Source organism: Halomonas sp. M20, from assembly GCF_020622265.1.
Lineage (GTDB): Bacteria > Pseudomonadota > Gammaproteobacteria > Pseudomonadales > Halomonadaceae > Modicisalibacter.
In genome coordinates this window covers 142,943-162,569 of the sequence record NZ_JACNMQ010000001.1, presented here as the reverse complement: position 1 = coordinate 162,569, position 19,627 = coordinate 142,943, and the positions used below count along the sequence as shown (strand labels likewise).

The following is a 19,627-nucleotide window of genomic DNA, read 5'->3' as shown; positions in this document are numbered from 1 at the left end:
ATGTGATGACGGATCAACCTGCCGGTGATTAAATAGCCAAATGGCGCGCAAGGACGCGATAGCCGGAGCAACCGAGCATTTGCTCAACAATATGCCTCCATTGGAAGGAGCCCTGTATGAAATCGTTTCTTTCTGCCGCGTTACTGATGACGTTCGTCGCTGGCGATGCCTTGGCGCAAGCGAACACCCCCGCGCATGGTTGTGACAAGGTGCTGGATATCACCGACACCACCTCTCAGACTACGCCATTTGCTCTAGGCGAGGACGAACGCCTATGTCTGGACAGCGAGCAAGTTGCGACCTGGTTCGTCGATCAAGACGGCTGGGGAAGCGAGGTGACCAGCGATAAGCGCTACTGGCAACTGACGCCGCCAGGCCCCACTCGAGCCATCTTCACGCTGCATTTGCCCTCTGGAGATCAGCGCAAGCTTCGGGTGGTGGTCAATCCAGCTGAAGCTAACCAAACGGATGCGAATGACGAGTCGCCGCAGAACTAGCCATCTGCCACCAGCCAGGCAGTAATCTCTGCACTTGGGGGCCGGCGAAACGATCATCGATGAGATAGATCACACCGCGATCCTGCTGGGTGCGGATGACGCGACCGGCAGCCTGAATCACTTTCTGCACGCCGGGATAAAGATAGGTGTAGTCATAACCGCTGCCGAATAGCACGCCCATGCGACGCTTGAACTGCTCGTTCACCGGGTTCATCTGGGGCAAGCCCAGAGTGGCGATGAAGGCGCCGATCAAGCGCTCGCCAGGAAGATCGATGCCTTCGCCGAACACCCCTCCCAGCACGGCAAAGCCGATCCCTTGCTCGTCTTCGCTGAAGCGCTCGAGAAATGTCTGGCGTGCCGGCTCATCCATGCGTCGCGACTGCACCCAGACGGGAATGTCGGGATGGCGTTGGCGGAGCAATCCGACGACCTGTTCGAGGTAATCGAAGCTGCTGAAGAATGCCAGATAGTTGCCCGGACACACTGCAAACTGATGACTCATCAACTCGACGATGGGCGCCAAGGATGCCGCGCGATGATGAAAGCGCGTCGAGACCCGATCGATGACCTGCACCGACAGCTGCTCGGTGCTGAAGGGCGATTCCACTTCCATCCAGGGCGTGCTCGCCGGCAAGCCCAGTAGATCGCCGTAGTAGCGGCTCGGGCTCAGGGTCGCCGAGAACAGCACCGTGGCGCGGGTCGCGTCGAAGCGCGGATTCAGGAATTCCGCCGGCACAATATTGCGCAGACACAGCGTTGACGTTGCTCCCCCGCGCCTGCCAGGCCGGAAGGTCATGTCGAACAATGAATGCTCGTCGAACAGCTCACTGAGGCGGCAGAAGTGCATAGCGTCGAAATAGAAGGTCTGCAACGCAGCATCGAGACCAAAAGGATGCTCGGTAAGGTAATCGGTTATCGCGGCGACGGCATTGTGCAAGGCATTCAACAGCTTCGTCGGGAGCGAATCGAGTACGCGATAGCCCGAAGGCGCCCCCTCTTCTCCGACGCTTTTGCCGAGATCACGCCATTGCCGATCGAGCCGATCCAACGCCTTCTTGAGTGCCACGGGCACCCCTCGACGCAGCGCCTTGAAAGCGGCCTGATCCAGTTCGGCGCTGTACATGCGCCGAGCACGTTCGACCAAATTATGGGCCTCGTCCACCAGCACCCCGACCCGCCATTGATTGGCGACAGTGAGGCCGAAGAGCATGGCGTTGAGATCGAAGTAGTAGTTGTAATCACCCACTATTACATCACTCCAGCGCGTCAGCTCCTGGCTCAAATAGTAGGGGCAGACACTATGTGCCAGGGCCACTTCCCGCAATGCCACTTGATCAAGCATTCCTGTTTTGACAGCTGCCTCGCGAGCACCGGGCAGGCGATCGTAGAAGCCGTTGGCTAAGGGGCAGGCCTCGCCGTGGCATGCCTTGTCGGGATGCTCGCAGGCCTTGTCCCGGGCCACTAGTTCCAGCACCCGCAACGGCGCCGGCGCTTGCTCCCGTTCCTGTTCGGGCATGAGCGAGCGCAGGGAATTCAGTGCCAGGCGCCGACCCGGCGTCTTGGCCGCCAGAAAGAACAACTTGTCCAGGTTTTGAATCGGCAGCGCCTTGAGCATGGGAAACAGTGTGCCCAGGGTCTTACCGATGCCGGTAGGCGCCTGCAACATCAGGCAACGACCGGTGCCGACAGCCTTGTAGACCGCTTCGGCCAAGGGGCGCTGGCCGTTGCGAAAACAGGCATGGGGAAATTTCAACTCGCTCAGGGCGTGATCTCGATCCGTTCGGTGCGCCAATTCCTGCTCGGCCCAGACAATGAAGCGTTCACACTGTTGGTTGAAGAAGCCTTGAAGCTCCGCCGCCGAGAACACCTCGCTGAGCAGCGTTTCCCGTTGACTGACGATGTCGAAATAGACCAGGGCCAGGCGAATCTCGTCCAGTTCCCGACTCTGGCATAGCAGCCAGCCATAGATCTTTACCTGAGCCCAGTGTAGCGCCCGATGGTTGGCCGGTATCAGCGCCAGGTCGCCGCGAAAGGTCTTCACCTCCTCGAGCTGGTTGCGCACAGGATCAAAGCCGTCAGCACGACCACGCACCCGCAGATGGCGATAATTCCCTTCGAGTGAAATCTCGCGCTCGTAGCCGTCACCGCGACGCGAGGCCACCAACGCATGACCGGCGATGCCCTGCTGGGCGGAGGGCGACGGCGTGAAGCGCAGATCGAGATCGCCGGTCTTGGCGGTGAACTCGCACAAGGCGCGGACTGCAACGCTGTAGTTCATGAGGCCATGTCGCCTTCCTGCCATTTCACATAGCACACCGTCACCGGCATTTCATACTCGGCGCAGAACGCCAGCCAGCGCCGCTGGTTGTCCTGTAGACGGTCCCCTGGGCCTTTCACCTCGATCATTCGATAGCGCTTGAGAGAATCTTCATGATCGGGCCAGAACTGGATCAGGTCCGGCAGGCCAGCGCGGTTGACCTTGATATCCCGCAGCAAACGCTTAAACCACAGTTTGAGATGTTCAGCAGGAAAGCAGGTCAGCGCTTGCTCCAGTAGCGGCTCACTCAAGATGCCCCAGTGCACGAAGGGCGACTGCAAACCCTGCTTGAGGGCGAAGTTCTTGCGAATCGTTTCCAGGTAAGCCGACGAATCGAGCTGGGCCAGGCAGGTAGCGAACGACTCTTCGCGGCGAGTATGAAAATCCGGGCGCAGCAGATCCGCCGGGGCGCCGTGAAACGGATGAAAGAAGGCCCCGGGCAACGGCGCGAAAATCGCCTCCCAGCAAAGCAGCCCGAACAGCGAGTTGATCAGTCCATTCTCGACGTAATGCACTGGACCCGTGACGTCATCGAGATGTTCGCGCACCACGCTTTCCACCGAGCGCGGGGCACTCGGCCTGGGTAGCAGCAGATCGATGCGCTCGACGGTTGCGCTTGCCTGCCGGGGCAATTTGGGCAGATCCAGCCTGCGCCGAAGACGCGGCGTTACCCGATCAATATGCTGGGATTCGGCCTCGCTTTCCGGCGCCCTTTCCATCTCACTCGTAAGTTTCAGTGCATCGTCGAATGCCTCAAGCCGTTCCAATACCCGCAGGCGACGTGACCGGGCACCGGGATGTATGCAATCGGCATAAAGCATCAGTGCGGTTTCCAGCATCGCAGTGCGCTCGCAGTGCTGACCCAGCATGAACAGCAGCTTGGCACGTCGGGATTCGAGCCAAGGGTTGTCGACGAAGGCTGGCGGCACCTCGGCGAGCACACCCTCCAGTGGCTCGCCTGCCTCGAAACGCTCCCGGCAGCGGTGCAGGTGCAGATAAGCGTCCACATCGTCGCGACTCTGGAAGGCGCGGGACTCAAGGGTGAACGGTACACGCTCGTAGCGAAATATGCCCAGGTCGGCGAGCACGAATTCCGACCAGTTCTGGCGCAGATTGCCGAAGAACATCAAGCGCAAGCGGTCGCACAAGTCCATGAGCGGCAGCGCATAGACGCCGTCATCACTTTCCAGATACCAGGCATCGAAGCATTGGGTATCTTCGAATGCAGGCTTGAGTCTCTCGAGCAGCTCGGCTTTCCTGAGATTCGCGCTACCGATATCGCTTTTGAACACAGCGACGAGTTCGACCTTAGTCAGCAGACCGAACAGCTGCTCCAGGCTCAGTTCCGGCGCATCGTCGATCAAACTCTGGGCAATCAACGACTCGGCCGCGTCCCGGGTCGAGCCGATCTCAGAGTAAGCGAGCTTGCTGATCCGGAACAACGTGCCCTTGCGCATGATCATGCGCACCAGCAGGGCCTGGGAGGCACGGGGCAAGGCGCGAAAGCAAGCGATGAAGTCGAGTTCCCGAGTATCCAGCAGATCGCCGTAACGCTCCCCGACCCAATCGAGCACGAAGCGAAAGTTGATCAGATAGTAAAAGGGGTCATCCACCGACGCAGCAAAGGAGCGAGAAGCTAAAGCACTGTTCATCCATCCATGATAGCAAAACGACAGAAGTCAGTGAATGCAGGCAACGTGTCCAATCCGCTGGCTAAAGCCAAAAGACCGCTCGTTTCTCTATCTATCACCGACATCTTTCGTCTCAATTGCTACGCTGATGACAGGCAATGAATAACAAGGAATGAATTATGAGCAGCACGCCGACGGATCAGCAACAAACCGCCCAAGATGAAGGCGTGTCAGCCCTCTCGTTTCGTCTTGGGGCCTGGGGCGCAGCGATACCATTGCTGTTCTTCGTGATCTGGGCAATAAGCATCAGTGTGCTTGGCCTCTCGTCGGAGATCGGCCTGGTGATGGGCGCCTTGTTCGGCATCACCCTGGGGCTATTTTTCTGCACCAGTCAATGGGAAGACTACGCCAAGGGGTTGTTCGAGGGGCTGACCCAACCCGTGGGCGTGGTCGCCATCGTCGCCTGGTTCTATGCCGGCATGTTCGCTCAGGTGCTACAGGTCGGCGGCCTGGTGGAAGGCCTGGTGTGGTTGGGCGCCATCTCGGATATGACCGGGGGCTGGTTCGTGGCGTTGACCTTCATACTGGCCGCCATCTTCTCGACTGCCGTAGGCACCGGTTACGGCACTACCGTGGCCTTCTGTACCCTGATGTACCCCGCCGGCGTTGCCGTGGGCAGCGATCCGGTGATGCTCTTTGCGGCGATCCTCTCCGGCGCCATCTTCGGCGACAACCTGGCACCGGTATCGGACACTACCATCGTCTCCGCCACCACTCAGGACGCGGATGTGCCCGGGGTGGTGCGCAGCCGTTTCAAGTACTCGATCATGGCTGCAGCCCCCGCGGCGATCCTCTACGTGCTGTTCGGGGGCGGGGGCGACAGTAGCGCCACCGATCCCGCCGCGCTGAACGCGATGATGGAGTCCACCCAGCCGTTGGGGCTGGTGATGCTGGTGCCCTTCGCCCTGGTGCTGATCCTGGCGCTATCCGGTCAACACCTATTGACCTCGCTGACCTGGGGCATTCTGGTGGCGATACCTACCATCGTCATTGTCAATACCGGCTCTCTGTCCGAGATCATCGCGTTCGACAAGGATTCCGATACGGTGATCACCGGTGCACTGGTCAATGGGGTGCAGGGCTACGTCACCATGTCGATACTGATCCTGCTCATCGTTGCCGCCGCCTATTTGATGAAGCTCGGCGGCACCATGGAGATGATTACCGGCAGGCTGATGGCCTGGATCGGGAATTCCGTCAAACGTGCCGAGACCTCGATCTGGGGTATCGTCGCTCTGCTCAACAGCGCCATTACCATCAACACCGCCGCCGAGATCGCCGCCGCGCCTTTCGTGCGTGAACTCGGTACTCGCTATCACATCCACCGCTATCGGCGGGCCAACATGCTCGACGCGGTCACCTCCGCGCTGGGGTATATCTTTCCCTGGGGCGCACCGGTGCTGCTAGGGTGGTCGACGATCACGTCGATGCAAGGCACCTACGACTGGCTGCCAGCGGTGGTGCCGACCGAAGTATTCCCCTTCGTCTTTCAAGGCTGGTTCCTGGCGCTGATCATGCTGTTCGCCGCCCTGACCAGTTGGGGGCTGAAATTCGAAGGCCCCAATGGCGAGGCAGTAAAGGAAAGACCTGCAGCACTGAGCTGAACCGCTTGGCGCCCCACTCTTTCAAGCCCGTTCGTTCAAGGGAGATCTATCCATGTCCAACACATTTCAGGCCCATCTGAAGCAACAACTAGACGAGTTGCGTGAGGAAGGGCTCTACAAGCAGGAGCGCGAACTGCTCTCGCCCCAGCGGGCCAAGGTCAAGGTGGCAAGCGGCGAGGTCATCAATTTCTGCGCCAACAACTACCTGGGGCTGGCGGACGATTCCGAGCTGATCGACGCTGCTAAGCATGGCCTCGATGAACAAGGCTTCGGCATGGCCTCGGTGCGCTTCATCTGCGGCACCCACGCAGAACATCGCCGTCTGGAAAAACGCCTGGCGGAGTTCCTGGGCATGGACGATGCCATCCTCTACTCGTCTTGCTTCGATGCCAACGGCGGCCTATTCGAGACCTTGTTCGGTGCCGAGGACGCGATCATCTCCGATGCCCTGAACCACGCCTCGATCATCGACGGGGTACGGCTATGCAAGGCCAAGCGCTATCGCTATGCCAACAACGACATGGCGGAACTCGAAGCCCGTTTGAAAGAAGCCGATGACGCCGGAGCGCGCTTCAAGCTGATCGCTACCGACGGCGTGTTTTCCATGGATGGCGTGATCGCCAACCTCAAAGGTATCTGTGACCTTGCCGAGCGCTATGACGCCATGGTGATGATCGACGACTGTCATGCCACCGGGTTTCTCGGTGACAGCGGACGTGGCACCCACGAATACCATCAGGTGATGAACCGCGTGAATATCGTCACCACCACCCTGGGCAAGGCGCTGGGCGGGGCATCCGGCGGCGTCACCGCAGCCCGCGGTGCCATTGCCGAATGGCTGCGCCAGCGCTCGCGCCCCTATCTGTTTTCCAACGCGCTGGCGCCCCCCATCGTGGCCGCCAGCCTGGCGGTACTCGACAAGGTCGAACAGGGCGATGCGCTGCGCAAACAGCTATGGGACAACGTGGCCCGTTTCCGTGACGGCATGAGCCAGGCGGGCTTCACTCTGGCAGGCGCCGATCATCCGATCATTCCGGTGATGCTTGGGGATGCGCGCCTGGCCAGCGAATTCGCCGATCGGCTGCTCCAGGAAGGTATCTACGTGATCGGCTTCTCCTTTCCCGTGGTGCCCAAGGGGCAGGCCCGCATTCGCACTCAGATGTCCGCGGCCCATACTTCTGAGCAGATCGACGCGGCCATCGATGCCTTTACTCGTATCGGTCGCGAACTCGAGGTGATTTCATGAAAGCGCTATCGAAACTCAAGCCGGAACCGGGCATCTGGATGATCGATGCGCCGGTGCCGGAAATCGGCCACAACGATGTGCTGATCAAGATTCATCGTACCGCCATCTGCGGCACCGATATGCACATCTACCAGTGGGACGAGTGGTCGCAGAACACCGTGCCGGTGCCGATGATCACCGGCCACGAATATTCCGGCAAGATCGTCGCGCTGGGTGAGGAGGTCCGAGGGTTCGAGGTGGGAGACCGCGTTTCCGGCGAGGGCCACGTCACCTGCGGTCACTGCCGCAACTGTCGCGCCGGGCGGCGGCACCTGTGCCGCAATAGCGTCGGGGTGGGGGTCAATCGCCCCGGTGCCTTTGCCGAATACATGACGCTGCCGGCCTACAATCTATTCAAGCTGCCGCATGAGATATCCGATGAGTTGGCGGCGATCTTCGATCCCTTCGGCAATGCAGTGCACACGGCACTTGCCTTCGATGTGGTCGGCGAAGACGTGCTGATCACTGGCGCTGGCCCCATCGGCATCATGGCCGCCGCAGTAGTGCGTCATATCGGCGCGCGCCATGTGGTGATCACCGACATCAACGACTACCGTCTGGAACTGGCAGCCAAGATGGGAGCGACGCGCACCGTCAACGTTTCCCGCGAAAAACTTCAGGATGTGATGGCCGACCTGCACATGCATGAAGGCTTCGATGTGGTGCTGGAGATGTCCGGCGTATCGGCGGCGGTGGACGAGATGCTCGACGTCATCAACCACGGCGGCAAGATCGCCATGCTCGGCATTCCGCCCAAGGAAATGGCCATCGACTGGACCAAGGTGATCTTCAAGGGTCTGACCATCAAGGGCATCTACGGCCGCGAGATGTTCGAGACCTGGTACAAGATGGCAAGTCTCATTCAATCCGGCCTCGATCTGAGTCCGGTCATCACGCATCGTTTTGGTATCGACAGCTTCGAGAAGGGCTTCGAGGTGATGAAAACGGGAAAGTCAGGGAAGGTGATATTGGAGTGGGCTTAGAAAAAAACGGCCCTCGCTTTTTCATGAGCAAAGGCCGTTTTGTGATACGTACTACGCTTATCGAAGTGCGGGATTCAGCGTGTAGGTGCCGGTCACCGTGGCCTTGTCCAGCACATGATCCTGAATGGCCATTTCCGCCTCGACGCCGGTGAATTCGCCGTTCAGCCCCAAGGTTTCCACGTCGAGCGCATAGACCGTGAAGTGATAATGGTGGATGCGCTCGTCGTTCCAGGGCGGGCACGGGCCGTCGTAGCCGCCGTAGGTGCCTTCCATGTCCGGATCACCGGCCAGGAAGTCGGTGAAGGAGTTGATACCTTTGAGGCCAAGCTCGCTCGGGCCGGGCTCTTTGCCATGAGGCGTGACGCCATCGGACGCCACGCCCTCTTCGATGGCGCTGGTACCCGCCGGAATATCCACCAGCACCCAGTGATAGAAATTGCGCCGCTTGAGATCCGCCGCCAGCATCTTGCCGGGCTGATTGGCATCACTTGCATCTTCCGGCACGTCCGGATCCACCACAACGATGGCGAAGCTTTTCGTGCCTTCCGGTGCACCTTCCCAAGTCAGGGCGGGATTGCGATTCGGTCCTGTCGCCATGGGCTCACCGTCACCGGGAACGCCAAAGGCGAATTTCTCGGGAATGGGTTGCTGATCCTGAATACCCTGTATGGTCAGCTTCATTGTCACCTCCTGTGTCGTTGATCGCATCTGCTTCAGCCTAGCAGTTCGTTAGACTTAACGCTGAGCTACTGCTGACTCGCTAATCAGTATTTGTGGTCATCGTCTTGCTGTTTTTCAAGGTGTCGATGCTCCCGAGCCCTATCGACAAGACTCAACCGTTGAGTAAAACATACCATGGCGCCTTCGCTGGCAGTGTGTGAAGCTGGAACTCCACCGGCCGTATCGTAAACGCCATGACCGACAACAGCGCTTCAAACAGCACCCCGCCTCCGGCTGAACGCGGCTTTTCCATGCCCGCGGAGTTTGCACCTCACGATGCCTGCTGGATGCTCTGGCCCCAGCGCCCAGACAACTGGCGTTACGGTGCCAAGCCGGCGCAAGTTGCTTTCGTCGCGGTAGCCAGCGCCATCGCCGAAAGCGAGACGGTGTTCGTCGGCGTCAACGACGATCAGTACGAGAATGCGCGCCACCAGTTACCCGCGCATATCCGCGTGGTGGAGCTTTCGAGCAACGATGCCTGGATGCGTGACGTCGGGCCGACTTTCCTCACGCATTCGGATGGCCGGCTGGCGATGGTGGATTGGGAGTTCAATGCTTGGGGCGGGCTCAACGGCGGGCTCTACTTTCCCTGGGACAAGGATCGGCGCATTCGCATAAAGATCGCCGAGATACTGGGGATCGAGCGCTTCATCTCGCCGTTGGTGCTTGAAGGTGGGGCGATTCATGTGGATGGCGAAGGCACGCTGATCACCACCGAGGAGTGCCTGCTCAACCCCAACCGCAACCCGGAGTGGAACAGGACGGACATGGAACGCTTGCTTTGCGACTTCCTCGGCGTCAGCAAGATCGTCTGGTTACCGCGGGGCTGTTATCAGGACGAGACCGATGGCCACGTCGACAACCTGTGCTGCTTCATCGCGGCCGGCGAGGTGGCATTGACCTGGACCGATGACGAAAGCGATCCTCAGCATGCCATTTCCTATGAGGCACGAGAGATTCTGGAAAAGGTCTCGGATGCACAGGGGCGGCGCCTCAAGGTTCATTTACTGCCACTGCCGGGACCGCTGACCATCGCCGAAACGGAAGCCAGCGGCGTCGATCGTCTGAGCGGCTCGAAGCCTCGTCAGCCCGGCGACCGCATGGCGGGCTCCTACGTCAATTTTTACATCGGCAACTCGGTCGTCGTCATGCCTTTGCTCGATCCTACCCACGACGACGAAGCCCAGAACATCCTCGAAAGTCTCTTTCCAAGCAGGCGTGTAATCGGCGTGCCGGCCCGCGAAATCCTCTTGGGCGGCGGCAATATTCACTGTATTACCCAGCAGCAGCCCAAAGTTCAAGCCTGATTAACGACAAAAACTCATGCCGCGCATGCCCAGATGAAAATGATTGGCATGAGCGGCATTGTACTCCGGACCCAATACCGTACCGAAAAGACCACAGGCGCCTTCCTGGGCGCGCTTGAGAAACGCCCCCGCTTTCCCTTCGCTGCCCCAATCCTTCAAGACCTCGATACGTTGACCCTCCTCGAGCCGAAACGCCGCCACATCCAGCGCTGCGGCGCTGGCGTGTTCGCTACGTCGGGCATTCTTGCGATGGTAGATATTGCGGCAGGCGAAGCTGCCGTAATGCTGTACTTGAGAAATCGACTGGCCAAAGATTTCCCGCGCTAGCGGCTGCAGACGGTGCTGTTCATAAAGCGCCCAGGTCAACGCCAAGGGGCAAGAGGCCACGAAGCTGCGGTTGAACGCTGCCTCGCCGCGCTGAACCCGCACCACGTTGATCAACGGACAGTCGGCAACCGGGGTGTAATCATCGAGCGGTGTGTAGCGCAAAGACGCCTCGGGAGCAGTCTGCAACGCCGCCAGGCAACCGTCACGATCGTCTTCAAGGCGTGACAATTTCCACTGTGTAATCGGGGTCAATGGGTCCGATACGTGCAGCGGTTGCCAGGGCGCCCACTCGCGCGGGATCGTCCACCACTGTTTGTCAAAGCCGATGCCCACGACGATCAACAGCAAACCGAAGACTTCACGGGCATGAATCCTCATAGCGCACCGGTTATTCCATTCGCTGCATCCTTTCCCTGTAGCGCCTCGGCCTCAACCACCATGGTCGCGACACTCTCGCCTACCGTGCGAATTGCCGAAGCGACGATGGACGTCAGCGGCGCAGCGTAGTTGAGACGCAGGCAATGACGGTATTTACCCGAAGCGGAAAACAGCGACCCGGGAGCGATACGAATGTTTGAGCTGGCCAGCCGCTCGTTGAGGCGCACGCAGTCGACACCGGCCGGCAGTTCCAGCCATAGCAGGAACCCCCCTTGCGGATAGCTGATGCCGGTGCCGGCGGGAAAATGCCGTTCGACCCAGCCGAGCAGGATGTCACGGTGACGTTGGTACTGGCGAATCATCTCGCGCAAGTGATGCTCGTAGTGGCCTTTGGCAATGAACTCGGCCACTGCCAGTTGCGGCAGGGTCGCCGAGGCGCCGGTCGAGACGTACTTCATGTGCATCACCTGATCGCGATAGCGTCCCGGTGCGATCCAGCCGACCCGCAATCCCGGCGTCAGCGTCTTGGAAAACGAACTGCACAGCAGCACGCGGCCCTCGTCATCGAAGGCCTTGAGCGTCTTGGGGCGCGGTGTCGTGAAAGCCAGATCGCCATAGATGTCGTCTTCGATGATCGCCACGTCGAAACGCTGCGCCAGAGCCACCAGCGCGCGCTTGCGCGGCTCAGGCATGGTATAGCCGAGCGGGTTATTGCAGGTCGGGGTTACTTGGATGGCGCGAATCGGCCACTGTTCCAGTGCCAGTTCCAACGCCTCGAGGCTGATCCCGGTGCATGGATCGGTGGGGATTTCCAGTGCCTTTAGGCCGTTGGCCCTCAATATCTGCATGGTGCCATAGAAGCTTGGGGAATCTACCGCGACCACGTCGCCCGGCGCGGTCAGCGTGCGGATGGCAATCGACAATGCCTCCTGACACCCGGTAGTGATCAGCACGTCGTCGGGATGCAGCAGGCAACCCGAGGCCGTCGCCAGGCGAGTAATTTCGTGCCGGAGTTCAAGACTACCAATCAGCGTATCGTAGTTCAGTCCATGACTGCCGCTACGCCGGTGTAGACCAGCCAGCGAACGCTTCAGAGGGTTGAGTGTCGGGCTGTCGAGATCGGGAATGCCATTGCCCAGCATCAATATCTCATCGCCGCAGGGCACAGCCACCAGTTCCAACACCTGGTCCCATTGGGACACATCCAACGGTCGTTGCGCCGGTCGTGTCGGCGCCGGCAGCACCGTCGGCGTCTGACGCGGTAGTACGTAGTAACCGGATCTGGGGCGCGCCTCGACCAGTGCCACATCCTCCAGCCGGCCATAGGCTGCCTGAGCAGTGGAGACACTCACTTCGAACTCACGACACAGCGCCCTGATCGACGGCAAGCGATCACCCACCCGATAAATGCCGTGTTCCATGCGCTGGCGCAAGGTAGCGGCTACTTGTTCATAGCGCTTCATGACAGACAGACCCCCTCACCGCACCCAACCGGTACAGACTATGAGTTTTAGCACGGTACAGTCGGCTTTTTCCTTTAATTGCACCCTTTTTATTTATAGCCCTCTGAATCTGTATTGCAAACAATAACGGCCGTAGCCTGTTAGTGAACATGCACCCACAGGAGAGTTGTCATGACCCTGACACGCCTTACTCGACTCTTTGCTAGGCTCCGTGAGTACCAGCATCGCCGTTATTCCCGACAACAGCTGCTCGAGCTTGAACTCCATCAGCTCAAGGACATCGGGTTATCGCGCGCCGATGCCGTTCGCGAAGGCAGTAAGCCATTCTGGAAGGCGTAATTTCACACCCCTGGACCAGGACAAAGATATGATAAATAAAGCCGACTATTATCTGCTGGATGTGTTTACCGATCGCGCCTTCTCGGGTAACCCGCTGGCGGTCTTTCCCCATGCGGAGAGCATGACGACCGAGCTCATGCAAGCCATTGCCAATGAACTGAACCTGTCCGAGACGGTGTTCGTGAGCGAGGCGAATGAAGCCAACCGCTACCCGATTCGCATCTTTACGCCAACTATGGAACTGCCCTTCGCCGGTCATCCTACCGTTGGCACGGCGCATCTGCTGATGCAGCTGGGATGGGCAAAGCGTGAACAGGCGTTGATTCTAGAAGCCGGCGTGGGCCCGCTGGAGGTGCATTTCGACGAAGAGCTGGCATGCTTCACCACGGCGCGACCCGCTAAGGTCAGCGCCAGCACTCTCAACCGCTCCAAGGCTGCGTCGTTGCTTGGCCTCGAGGAACACCAAGTCATAAGTGAGCCAGTACTTGGCTCCTGCGGCCTGGCCTTCCACCTCGTCGAACTCGACTCGCTGGAGGCATTGGCCAAAGCAACTCCTGCACCCACCCTCTGGGCTAGCGGGATAACGCCAAGTGGCGAGGACACGCTCTATCTTTATGTCATTGAAACAAACTCGGGGCAGGGAGGGAGATTGCGTAGTCGCATGTTTTCAATGGAAGGTAGCCTGCGTGAAGACCCGGCGACCGGCAGCGCGGCTGCAGCGTTGGCGGGCACATTAGCGATAAGGCAACCCGGCAATGGCGCTTGGCGCTGGATCATCGATCAAGGCGTAGAGATGGGCCGACCCAGCCGGATAATCGCGAAGGCCGAGCGTCGCGACAACGCCCCTATGACGATCAGCATTGCGGGTCAGGCGGTGATCGTCGGGCAGGGTACCATGCAGATTCGCTGATCATGCACCATACTGAGGCCCCGAACTCACCACCACGGAGTCTTTATGGCGCGTTTCATCCTTCTTGCCTTCATCGCCGGCTTTCTTGCCGTGATCTGCTTCCATCAGGCTGCTGCCGGGCTGCTGCATGCCTTTGGTGTCATTCCTTCGGCGCCCTACAACGCCTCGGCGGTGCCGCCGTTTGGTGTACCGGCATGGTTCTCGGCCAGTTTCTGGGGCGGGCTATGGGGTATCATCATGCTATGGCTGTTTTCGCACTTCAATGTCGCGCAAGGACAGTGGTGGAAGGCTCTACTGTTTGGCGGTATCGTACTGACCCTGGTGGCCATGCTGATCGTCTTTCCGCTCAAGGGGCAAGGCATTCGTCTGATGGTGTTGCCCATCGGTTTTATCGTCAATGCCGCCTGGGGGGTGGGTACCCTGGTATTCGCTCGGGTGTTTCAGCTGGGCTTGGAGCAGACGCGCGGGTCCGCCGTTTAAAACCAGCCTGCTGGCTCAATCCAGTTCCTGAACGCCGCCACCAGAAACGGTCAATATCTGACCGCTGATCCAGCTCGCCGCCGGTGAACACAGAAAGAGCGCCGCATTGGCAATGTCTTCCGGCTCACCCAGGCGCTTGATCGGGGTATGGGCTAGCATCTTTTTCCTCGATTTCGTCCGTCAGCACGGATTTCAGCGCGTCAGTGCGGGTGGCACCCGGAGCGATGGCCTCCTTCACGAATCGCTCAAGATCCTCGTCCTTGGTGACGCCGCAGGTCGTGCTCGCCTCCTGGCCGCCCTGCCGAGTGATTTCCTTCGCTACCGTGCTGGCGGCATTCGCATCCAGATCACTGACCCCCGGCCCCGGCAAACGTTTCGGCTATTCCTCGGCCAATACCGGCCCCTGCGCCGGTAATCAGCACCACCTGATCATCGAGCCGGAAGTGTCCTGGGTCGAACATGGAAATCTCCTTTTCAATGGGTCGAATGTGGAAAGGTCACTAGAACTGACTGATCAATAGCGCCGCACTTCCCACCAACAGGGCAGAAGCCACGGCAATATCGAGCAGGCGGTTGAGCCAACGATCGTTTTCCGGCGCGGAACGGCGCGTTGCCCCGCGCCGGGAAGAAGTGGAAGATTTCTTGAAGGAAGGTCTCCTGAATGAAGACATGGCAGTGTCCGATACTCGGCCTCGACTACATTAGCTTAGCACCGTCGACTGACTATCGCCCTTACCGACCCCCTCTTGGATTGATACGCCGATTGACTACATCCGGCGCTCGCCGATAGCGATCTTCATCCGCCATCTGCTCCGCTTCGAACGCATCCGCTCCCACCGGGGTTTCGCCATGACGGCGATAGAGCGTTGTGAGCATAGCCTTGCGATCGGCTCGCAACTCCTTGAGCAACACGAATATCATGACATAGATGATGAAGGTGAACGGCAATGCCGAAAGCACTGCGGCGGACTGCAAGCCTTTCAGACCACCGGCGATGATCAGGGTCAGGCAGATGGCGGCGATGAGCACGCCCCAGGCCACGCGCTTGTAGAGCGGCGGATCGATCGAGCCGCCATCGGTCATCTGCGCCACGATGTAGGTCGCGGAATCGGCAGAGGTGACCAGGAAAATGAAGATCAGCAGCAAAGCAACGACGGAGAGCACGTTGGAAAAAGGCATCAGTTCGAACATCTGAAACAGCGCCACGGTGATGTTCTCATCCGTGGCGGCGGCCAGGCCGACATCCCCGGACATTTCAAGATTGATCGCTGCGCCGCCAAAGATACCGATCCATAGACACGCCAGCAGCGGCGGAACGATCAGAACGCCAAACACATACTCCTTGATGGTACGGCCGCGAGAGACCCGCGCCACGAAGGTGCCGACGAAGGGCGACCAGGCAATCACCCAGGCCCAGTAGAATACCGTCCACTCGGTGGCCCAGGTCTTGCCACTGTACGGCGTGGTGCGCAGGCTCATGGCCACAAAGTTCTGCAGATAGTCGCCGATGCCCAGCGTGATGGTCTCGAGAATGGCAACCGTGGGCCCGGTGAACAGCACATAGAACATGAGAAGAAAGCACAAGGTCAGATTGAGGTTGGAAAGGCGTTTGATGCCCTTGTCCAGACCCGACCAGGTCGAGAGCATATAGCAGACGAACATCGCCCCCATGATGATGAACTTCCACAGCGCGCTTTCCTCGACCCCGAAGACCGCATGCAGACCACCGTTGATCTGCAGTACCGCCAGGCCAATCGAAGTTGCCACCCCCATGACCGTGGCCACCACCGCGAAGATATCTAGGGCCGGTGCCAGCTTCCTTGCCTTCGGACGCTTGGCCGTCACGGAAGAGAGCACCGAGGAGACCAGCCCGGCCTGGCCCTTGCGGAACTGAAAATAGGCAATGATCAGCCCGACGATGGAGAATGCCGCCCACTGGTGAATGCCCCAGTTGAAGAAGCTGTACTGGATGGCGTAGCGCGCCGAAGCCGCGGTTTCAGCAGGCACGTCGCCATAGGGCGGGTGCAGATAGTGGGTCATAGGCTCCGCCATACCATAGAACACCAACCCTACCCCGAACCCCGCAGCCAGCAGCATGCTGATCCAGGAAAAGAAACTATAGGTCGGCGTACTGTCCTGAGGTCCCAGGCGGATCTTGCCGTACTTGCTAAAGGCAAGTGCAAACAAAAACAGTACGAAACCGAATACCGAAAACAGATAGAACCAGCCAAAATAGCGACCGATGACCCCTAATGCGGAGCTGGCGAAATCGCCGAACTGCTGGGGAAAAGCAGCACCGATCGCGACCAGGGCGACGATGATCAAAGCAGAGACGATAAAGACGCGTTGCCGTCCAAAATTGGTCATATTTCTTCCTTGAGCGAAATACCGTATAGACTATTGCTGCGACAGCTTATAGATCGCAGCATTCTAATTCACCCGGCGGTAAACCTTTAAATCATCTACTTACACAGCCCGCTCATGCCTTTACCTTCTTTCACATCCATTGCCTCTTCCACCGCCTGGCTCGACCGGCTTGCGAGGTCGAACCATGCTTATTGGCTGCTGTTTCTGGCTTCGATGCTGGAAACCCTGCTGATCCCCATTCCCATCGAGATCATCATCATTCCTTGGATGCTGTCGCATCCGGACAAGAAGTGGCGTATCGCGGCGGTTGCCTTGGCAGGCAATCTGGCCGCCGCGACGGTGGGTTTCTGGCTGGGTAGCCTGGCAATGGAGCAGTGGGGGGATGCGCTGATTTCGTTCTTCGGCGGTCAACAGGTCTACGACAGTTTTCAGGCGCGCTTCGAGAAGCAGGGATTCCTGGCGATCTTGGCCATCGGTATCACGCCTGTGCCCTTCCAGATCGCCATGCTGGTGGCCGGCGCCAGCAACTACCCTTTCCTGCTGTTTCTGGCAGCGGCCTGCATGGCGCGAGGCGTACGCTACTTTGGTTTGGCGCTATTGGTGCGGATATTCGGCGATGCCGCCACGCGAATCTGGAAGAAGCACTCTCGCAAGGTGGGTGTACTCCTGCTGGTGCTGCTGGTGGCCTGGCTGGGGTGGCAATTGAAAGACTATTTCTTATAGGTCCTATGCAAGCCCAGGCCTTGCAATCCGACATGGGTGGCCCCAGAAAGAACACTAATAAGGGCGCTAACGAAATGGCGCCCAAGTTTTTTTGGGAGAAACAGCATGTCTCGACTCCACGATATCCCGCTCTCCGTTCTGGATCTCGCCCCTATCCGTCAGGGCGGCAGCGTCGCTGAAACCTTTGACGACACCGTCGATCTTGCCCAGCAGGTCGAAGGCCTCGGGTTCAATCGCTACTGGCTGGCGGAGCACCACAACATCGACGGCATTGCCAGCGCTGCCACGGCCGTATTGATCGGCCATGTCGCCGGCGCCACAAGCCAAATTCGCGTTGGCTCCGGCGGCATCATGCTGCCCAATCACCCGCCCCTGGTGATCGCAGAGCAGTTCGGTACCCTGGAAACCCTCTACCCGGGGCGCATCGATCTCGGGCTGGGCCGGGCACCGGGCTCCGACGGCGTAACCATGGCGGCCATGCGTCGCGATCCACGTTCCGGGGTAAGCGATTTTCCCGATCAGCTCGATGAGCTGCGCCGCTATCTGGGAGACGCCCTGCCGGATCAGCGGGTGCGGGCCAATCCCGGGCAAGGTACTCATGTGCCGATCTGGCTGCTGGGCTCGAGCGGTTACAGCGCACAACTCGCCGCCCGCCTGGGCCTGCCCTTCGCCTTCGCTGCCCAGTTCGCCCCAGGCTATCTGTTCGAGGCACTGCGCCTGTATCGCGAACAGTTCCAGCCATCCCATGTGCTCGACGAACCCTACGCCATGGTAGGAATGCCGGTGATCGCTGCAGACAACGATGCACAGGCGACCTATCTTGCCTCCACCGCTCATCAGAAGTTTCTCAACCTGATTCGCGGGCGCAGCACCCGCTCCCTGCCACCCACGGATAGCCTCGACTGGTCACCCCAGGAGCGCGCCATGGTCTCCCAGAATATGGGCGCCGCGGTCATCGGCGGCCCGAAAACGGTGCGCGAAGGGCTGGAGCGCTTTCTGGAACAGACTCAGGCGAACGAGCTGATGATCGCCACGGATGTCTATCGCCAAGTGGACCGCAAGCGCTCCTTCGAGATTCTGGCCGAGGTGTGGCGAACCTAGTTTTCCGACCAACCAATCCACTTGCAGTCATCCCGTGGCAGAGGCAGGATACGAGATTCACTAATATAAAACTTGCACGGTAAGACTCGCATGGCGTCACCTTCCTCAACCGGCGCGCGCCTGGATATTGCCGGCACGCTTCTCGGCATGCGGCGCATGGCGCCTATGGCGCTGTTCGTCATCGCTTTTGGTCTGGCTTTCGGGGTCGCCGCGGCCCAACGCGGGCTATCGGATGTCGAGACGCTACTGATGAGCGCGCTGGTCTTCGCCGGCGCCTCTCAATTTGCCGTCCTCGAGATATGGGGCCCCGAGATTCCGCTGGTCGCCTTGATCGCCACGACCTTCGCCATCAATGCCCGCCACCTGCTGATGGGCGCTGCGCTCTATCCCTGGCTGCAACACCTGCCGACCCGCCAGCGCTATGCCAGCCTTGTGGTATTGAGTGACTCAAACTGGGCGATGGCCGCCGACGACTTTCGCCGTGGCGAACGTAACGTTGGTATGCTAGTGGGCGGCGGATTGGCGCTGTGGCTGGCTTGGCTGATCGGAACACTGATCGGCGTAATCTTCGGTAGCGGCATCACCGATCCCGAACGCTATGGGCTCGATGTGATCATGGGCTGCTTTCTGCTCTCAATGCTGGTCGGCGGCGCACGTCAGTTGTCCATTCTGATACCGTGGAGCGTTGCCGCACTGTCCGCTTTCGTCGCGCTGCGCTGGTTACCCGCCAATTCCCACGTGATTGTCGGTGCATTGGCTGGTGGCCTGGCCGGATTATGGTTGCCGGCCAAGGGCACCCGCAACACGAGGCGTGCCTCTTGAGCCTGCCGACAACGCCCCTCGGAGCCCTGTTGGCAATCCTGATCATGGCCTTGATCACTTACCTGACCCGCAGTGGCGGTGTGCTGATCATGTCACGGGTGCCTATCGGCCCACGCATGGAGCGCTTCATCAATGCCATGTCCGGGTCGGTATTGGTTGCGGTGATCATGCCCACGGCGGTCGAAGGCGACTGGGGCGCGCGTCTGGCCTTGGTGGCGACGCTTGTCGCCATGCTGCTCACGCGCAAGCCCCTGATCGCCATCGCCGCCGGCATTCTCAGCGCGGCGCTTTGGCGGGCGTTGGTAGGCTAATT

20 protein-coding genes are annotated in these 19,627 nt (G+C 59.6%); 12 read left to right on the top strand and 8 right to left on the bottom strand.

The genetic code is table 11. The annotated features are described in order from the left end of the window. Positions 1-116: 116 nt before the first annotated feature. Positions 117-497 (top strand): hypothetical protein, encoded by a 381-nt coding sequence (locus H7850_RS00840; protein ID WP_227367508.1) that lies wholly within the window; start codon positions 117-119, stop codon positions 495-497. Here the strand turns inward: H7850_RS00840 and H7850_RS00835 are convergent. After that, entirely contained in the window at positions 457-2,775 is a 2,319-nt protein-coding gene (locus tag H7850_RS00835; RefSeq protein WP_227367507.1) for an ATP-dependent DNA helicase, read from the bottom strand. The two genes, H7850_RS00840 and H7850_RS00835, sit on opposite strands and share 41 nt — an antisense overlap. Next, complete coding sequence (locus tag H7850_RS00830; RefSeq protein ID WP_227367506.1) at positions 2,772-4,466, bottom strand: VRR-NUC domain-containing protein; 1,695 nt, start codon at positions 4,464-4,466, stop codon at positions 2,772-2,774. Before H7850_RS00830 ends, H7850_RS00835 begins: the two co-directional genes overlap by 4 nt. A 158-nt stretch (positions 4,467-4,624) precedes the next feature. Between H7850_RS00830 and H7850_RS00825 the strand changes: the two genes are divergently transcribed. From H7850_RS00825 to tdh, 3 genes are read left to right on the top strand one after another with little or no spacing between them, the layout of a single operon-like run. Beyond that, the gene (locus tag H7850_RS00825; RefSeq protein ID WP_227367505.1) at positions 4,625-6,109 is read left to right on the top strand and encodes a Na+/H+ antiporter NhaC family protein; all 1,485 of its coding nucleotides are present in this window, start codon (positions 4,625-4,627) and stop codon (positions 6,107-6,109) included. A 52-nt stretch (positions 6,110-6,161) separates the two neighbouring features. Next, positions 6,162-7,355, top strand: a complete 1,194-nt coding sequence (locus H7850_RS00820; protein ID WP_227367504.1) for a glycine C-acetyltransferase — start codon at positions 6,162-6,164, stop codon at positions 7,353-7,355. Beyond that, the gene (tdh, locus tag H7850_RS00815; RefSeq protein WP_227367503.1) at positions 7,352-8,377 is read left to right on the top strand and encodes an L-threonine 3-dehydrogenase; all 1,026 of its coding nucleotides are present in this window, start codon (positions 7,352-7,354) and stop codon (positions 8,375-8,377) included. The genes H7850_RS00820 and tdh overlap by 4 nt, the downstream gene beginning before the upstream one ends. Positions 8,378-8,434: 57 nt before the next feature. On the opposite strand, the gene H7850_RS00810 is transcribed toward tdh, so the two are convergent. Beyond that, a complete protein-coding gene (locus H7850_RS00810; RefSeq protein ID WP_227367502.1) occupies positions 8,435-9,058 on the bottom strand; it encodes a YbhB/YbcL family Raf kinase inhibitor-like protein in 624 nt (207 codons plus the stop codon). A 233-nt stretch (positions 9,059-9,291) separates the two neighbouring features. On the opposite strand from H7850_RS00810, the gene aguA reads away from it, so the two are divergent. Continuing rightward, entirely contained in the window at positions 9,292-10,404 is a 1,113-nt protein-coding gene (gene aguA / locus H7850_RS00805; RefSeq protein WP_227367501.1) for an agmatine deiminase, read from the top strand. On the opposite strand, the gene H7850_RS00800 is transcribed toward aguA, so the two are convergent. Beyond that, entirely contained in the window at positions 10,405-11,109 is a 705-nt protein-coding gene (locus H7850_RS00800) for an extensin family protein (RefSeq protein WP_227367500.1), read from the bottom strand. Then, positions 11,106-12,572 carry a PLP-dependent aminotransferase family protein gene (locus H7850_RS00795; RefSeq protein WP_227367499.1) on the bottom strand — a complete coding sequence of 489 codons (1,467 nt, stop codon included), beginning with the start codon at positions 12,570-12,572 and terminating at the stop codon, positions 11,106-11,108. The genes H7850_RS00800 and H7850_RS00795 overlap by 4 nt, the downstream gene beginning before the upstream one ends. Positions 12,573-12,743: 171 nt before the next feature. On the opposite strand from H7850_RS00795, the gene H7850_RS00790 reads away from it, so the two are divergent. From H7850_RS00790 to H7850_RS00780, 3 genes are read left to right on the top strand one after another with little or no spacing between them, the layout of a single operon-like run. Beyond that, positions 12,744-12,911 (top strand): DUF1127 domain-containing protein, encoded by a 168-nt coding sequence (locus H7850_RS00790; RefSeq protein ID WP_227367498.1) that lies wholly within the window; start codon positions 12,744-12,746, stop codon positions 12,909-12,911. Positions 12,912-12,939: 28 nt separating this feature from the next. After that, complete coding sequence (locus H7850_RS00785) at positions 12,940-13,821, top strand: PhzF family phenazine biosynthesis protein (RefSeq protein WP_227367497.1); 882 nt, start codon at positions 12,940-12,942, stop codon at positions 13,819-13,821. Between the two features lie 45 nt (positions 13,822-13,866). After that, positions 13,867-14,301 (top strand): hypothetical protein, encoded by a 435-nt coding sequence (locus H7850_RS00780; RefSeq protein WP_227367496.1) that lies wholly within the window; start codon positions 13,867-13,869, stop codon positions 14,299-14,301. Positions 14,302-14,316: 15 nt separating this feature from the next. On the opposite strand, the gene H7850_RS00775 is transcribed toward H7850_RS00780, so the two are convergent. The 3 genes from H7850_RS00775 to H7850_RS00765 form a co-directional block, all read right to left on the bottom strand. Beyond that, positions 14,317-14,460 carry an SDR family oxidoreductase gene (locus H7850_RS00775; protein WP_227367495.1) on the bottom strand — a complete coding sequence of 48 codons (144 nt, stop codon included), beginning with the start codon at positions 14,458-14,460 and terminating at the stop codon, positions 14,317-14,319. 341 nt (positions 14,461-14,801) lie between these two features. Then, positions 14,802-14,972: a hypothetical protein gene (locus tag H7850_RS00770; RefSeq protein ID WP_227367494.1), complete on the bottom strand. Its 171-nt coding sequence runs from the start codon at positions 14,970-14,972 to the stop codon at positions 14,802-14,804. Between the two features lie 61 nt (positions 14,973-15,033). Next, positions 15,034-16,668 (bottom strand): BCCT family transporter, encoded by a 1,635-nt coding sequence (locus tag H7850_RS00765; protein ID WP_227367493.1) that lies wholly within the window; start codon positions 16,666-16,668, stop codon positions 15,034-15,036. Between the two features lie 114 nt (positions 16,669-16,782). On the opposite strand from H7850_RS00765, the gene H7850_RS00760 reads away from it, so the two are divergent. The 4 genes from H7850_RS00760 (at position 16,783) to H7850_RS00745 (ending at position 19,625) form a co-directional block, all read left to right on the top strand. Continuing rightward, positions 16,783-17,391, top strand: coding sequence for a YqaA family protein (locus H7850_RS00760; protein WP_227367492.1), 609 nt, complete (start codon positions 16,783-16,785; stop codon positions 17,389-17,391). A gap of 105 nt (positions 17,392-17,496) precedes the next feature. After that, on the top strand, positions 17,497-18,492 hold the full coding sequence (locus tag H7850_RS00755) for an LLM class flavin-dependent oxidoreductase (protein ID WP_227367491.1): 996 nt from the start codon (positions 17,497-17,499) through the stop codon (positions 18,490-18,492). Between the two features lie 90 nt (positions 18,493-18,582). Beyond that, on the top strand, positions 18,583-19,314 hold the full coding sequence (locus tag H7850_RS00750; protein ID WP_227367490.1) for an AzlC family ABC transporter permease: 732 nt from the start codon (positions 18,583-18,585) through the stop codon (positions 19,312-19,314). Beyond that, positions 19,311-19,625 (top strand): AzlD family protein, encoded by a 315-nt coding sequence (locus H7850_RS00745; RefSeq protein WP_227367489.1) that lies wholly within the window; start codon positions 19,311-19,313, stop codon positions 19,623-19,625. Before H7850_RS00750 ends, H7850_RS00745 begins: the two co-directional genes overlap by 4 nt. Positions 19,626-19,627: the final 2 nt, after the last annotated feature.

What these genes read in the sequence shown, in the direction of transcription:
- H7850_RS00840 (WP_227367508.1), top strand. Translation starts at nt 117, where the DNA reads ATGAAATCGTTTCTTTCTGCCGCGTTACTGATGACGTTCGTCGCTGGC.
- H7850_RS00835 (WP_227367507.1), bottom strand. Translation starts at nt 2,775, where the DNA reads ATGAACTACAGCGTTGCAGTCCGCGCCTTGTGCGAGTTCACCGCCAAG.
- H7850_RS00830 (WP_227367506.1), bottom strand. Translation starts at nt 4,466, where the DNA reads ATGAACAGTGCTTTAGCTTCTCGCTCCTTTGCTGCGTCGGTGGATGAC.
- H7850_RS00825 (WP_227367505.1), top strand. Translation starts at nt 4,625, where the DNA reads ATGAGCAGCACGCCGACGGATCAGCAACAAACCGCCCAAGATGAAGGC.
- H7850_RS00820 (WP_227367504.1), top strand. Translation starts at nt 6,162, where the DNA reads ATGTCCAACACATTTCAGGCCCATCTGAAGCAACAACTAGACGAGTTG.
- tdh (WP_227367503.1), top strand. Translation starts at nt 7,352, where the DNA reads ATGAAAGCGCTATCGAAACTCAAGCCGGAACCGGGCATCTGGATGATC.
- H7850_RS00810 (WP_227367502.1), bottom strand. Translation starts at nt 9,058, where the DNA reads ATGAAGCTGACCATACAGGGTATTCAGGATCAGCAACCCATTCCCGAG.
- aguA (WP_227367501.1), top strand. Translation starts at nt 9,292, where the DNA reads ATGACCGACAACAGCGCTTCAAACAGCACCCCGCCTCCGGCTGAACGC.
- H7850_RS00800 (WP_227367500.1), bottom strand. Translation starts at nt 11,109, where the DNA reads ATGAGGATTCATGCCCGTGAAGTCTTCGGTTTGCTGTTGATCGTCGTG.
- H7850_RS00795 (WP_227367499.1), bottom strand. Translation starts at nt 12,572, where the DNA reads ATGAAGCGCTATGAACAAGTAGCCGCTACCTTGCGCCAGCGCATGGAA.
- H7850_RS00790 (WP_227367498.1), top strand. Translation starts at nt 12,744, where the DNA reads ATGACCCTGACACGCCTTACTCGACTCTTTGCTAGGCTCCGTGAGTAC.
- H7850_RS00785 (WP_227367497.1), top strand. Translation starts at nt 12,940, where the DNA reads ATGATAAATAAAGCCGACTATTATCTGCTGGATGTGTTTACCGATCGC.
- H7850_RS00780 (WP_227367496.1), top strand. Translation starts at nt 13,867, where the DNA reads ATGGCGCGTTTCATCCTTCTTGCCTTCATCGCCGGCTTTCTTGCCGTG.
- H7850_RS00775 (WP_227367495.1), bottom strand. Translation starts at nt 14,460, where the DNA reads ATGCTAGCCCATACCCCGATCAAGCGCCTGGGTGAGCCGGAAGACATT.
- H7850_RS00770 (WP_227367494.1), bottom strand. Translation starts at nt 14,972, where the DNA reads ATGTCTTCATTCAGGAGACCTTCCTTCAAGAAATCTTCCACTTCTTCC.
- H7850_RS00765 (WP_227367493.1), bottom strand. Translation starts at nt 16,668, where the DNA reads ATGACCAATTTTGGACGGCAACGCGTCTTTATCGTCTCTGCTTTGATC.
- H7850_RS00760 (WP_227367492.1), top strand. Translation starts at nt 16,783, where the DNA reads ATGCCTTTACCTTCTTTCACATCCATTGCCTCTTCCACCGCCTGGCTC.
- H7850_RS00755 (WP_227367491.1), top strand. Translation starts at nt 17,497, where the DNA reads ATGTCTCGACTCCACGATATCCCGCTCTCCGTTCTGGATCTCGCCCCT.
- H7850_RS00750 (WP_227367490.1), top strand. Translation starts at nt 18,583, where the DNA reads ATGGCGTCACCTTCCTCAACCGGCGCGCGCCTGGATATTGCCGGCACG.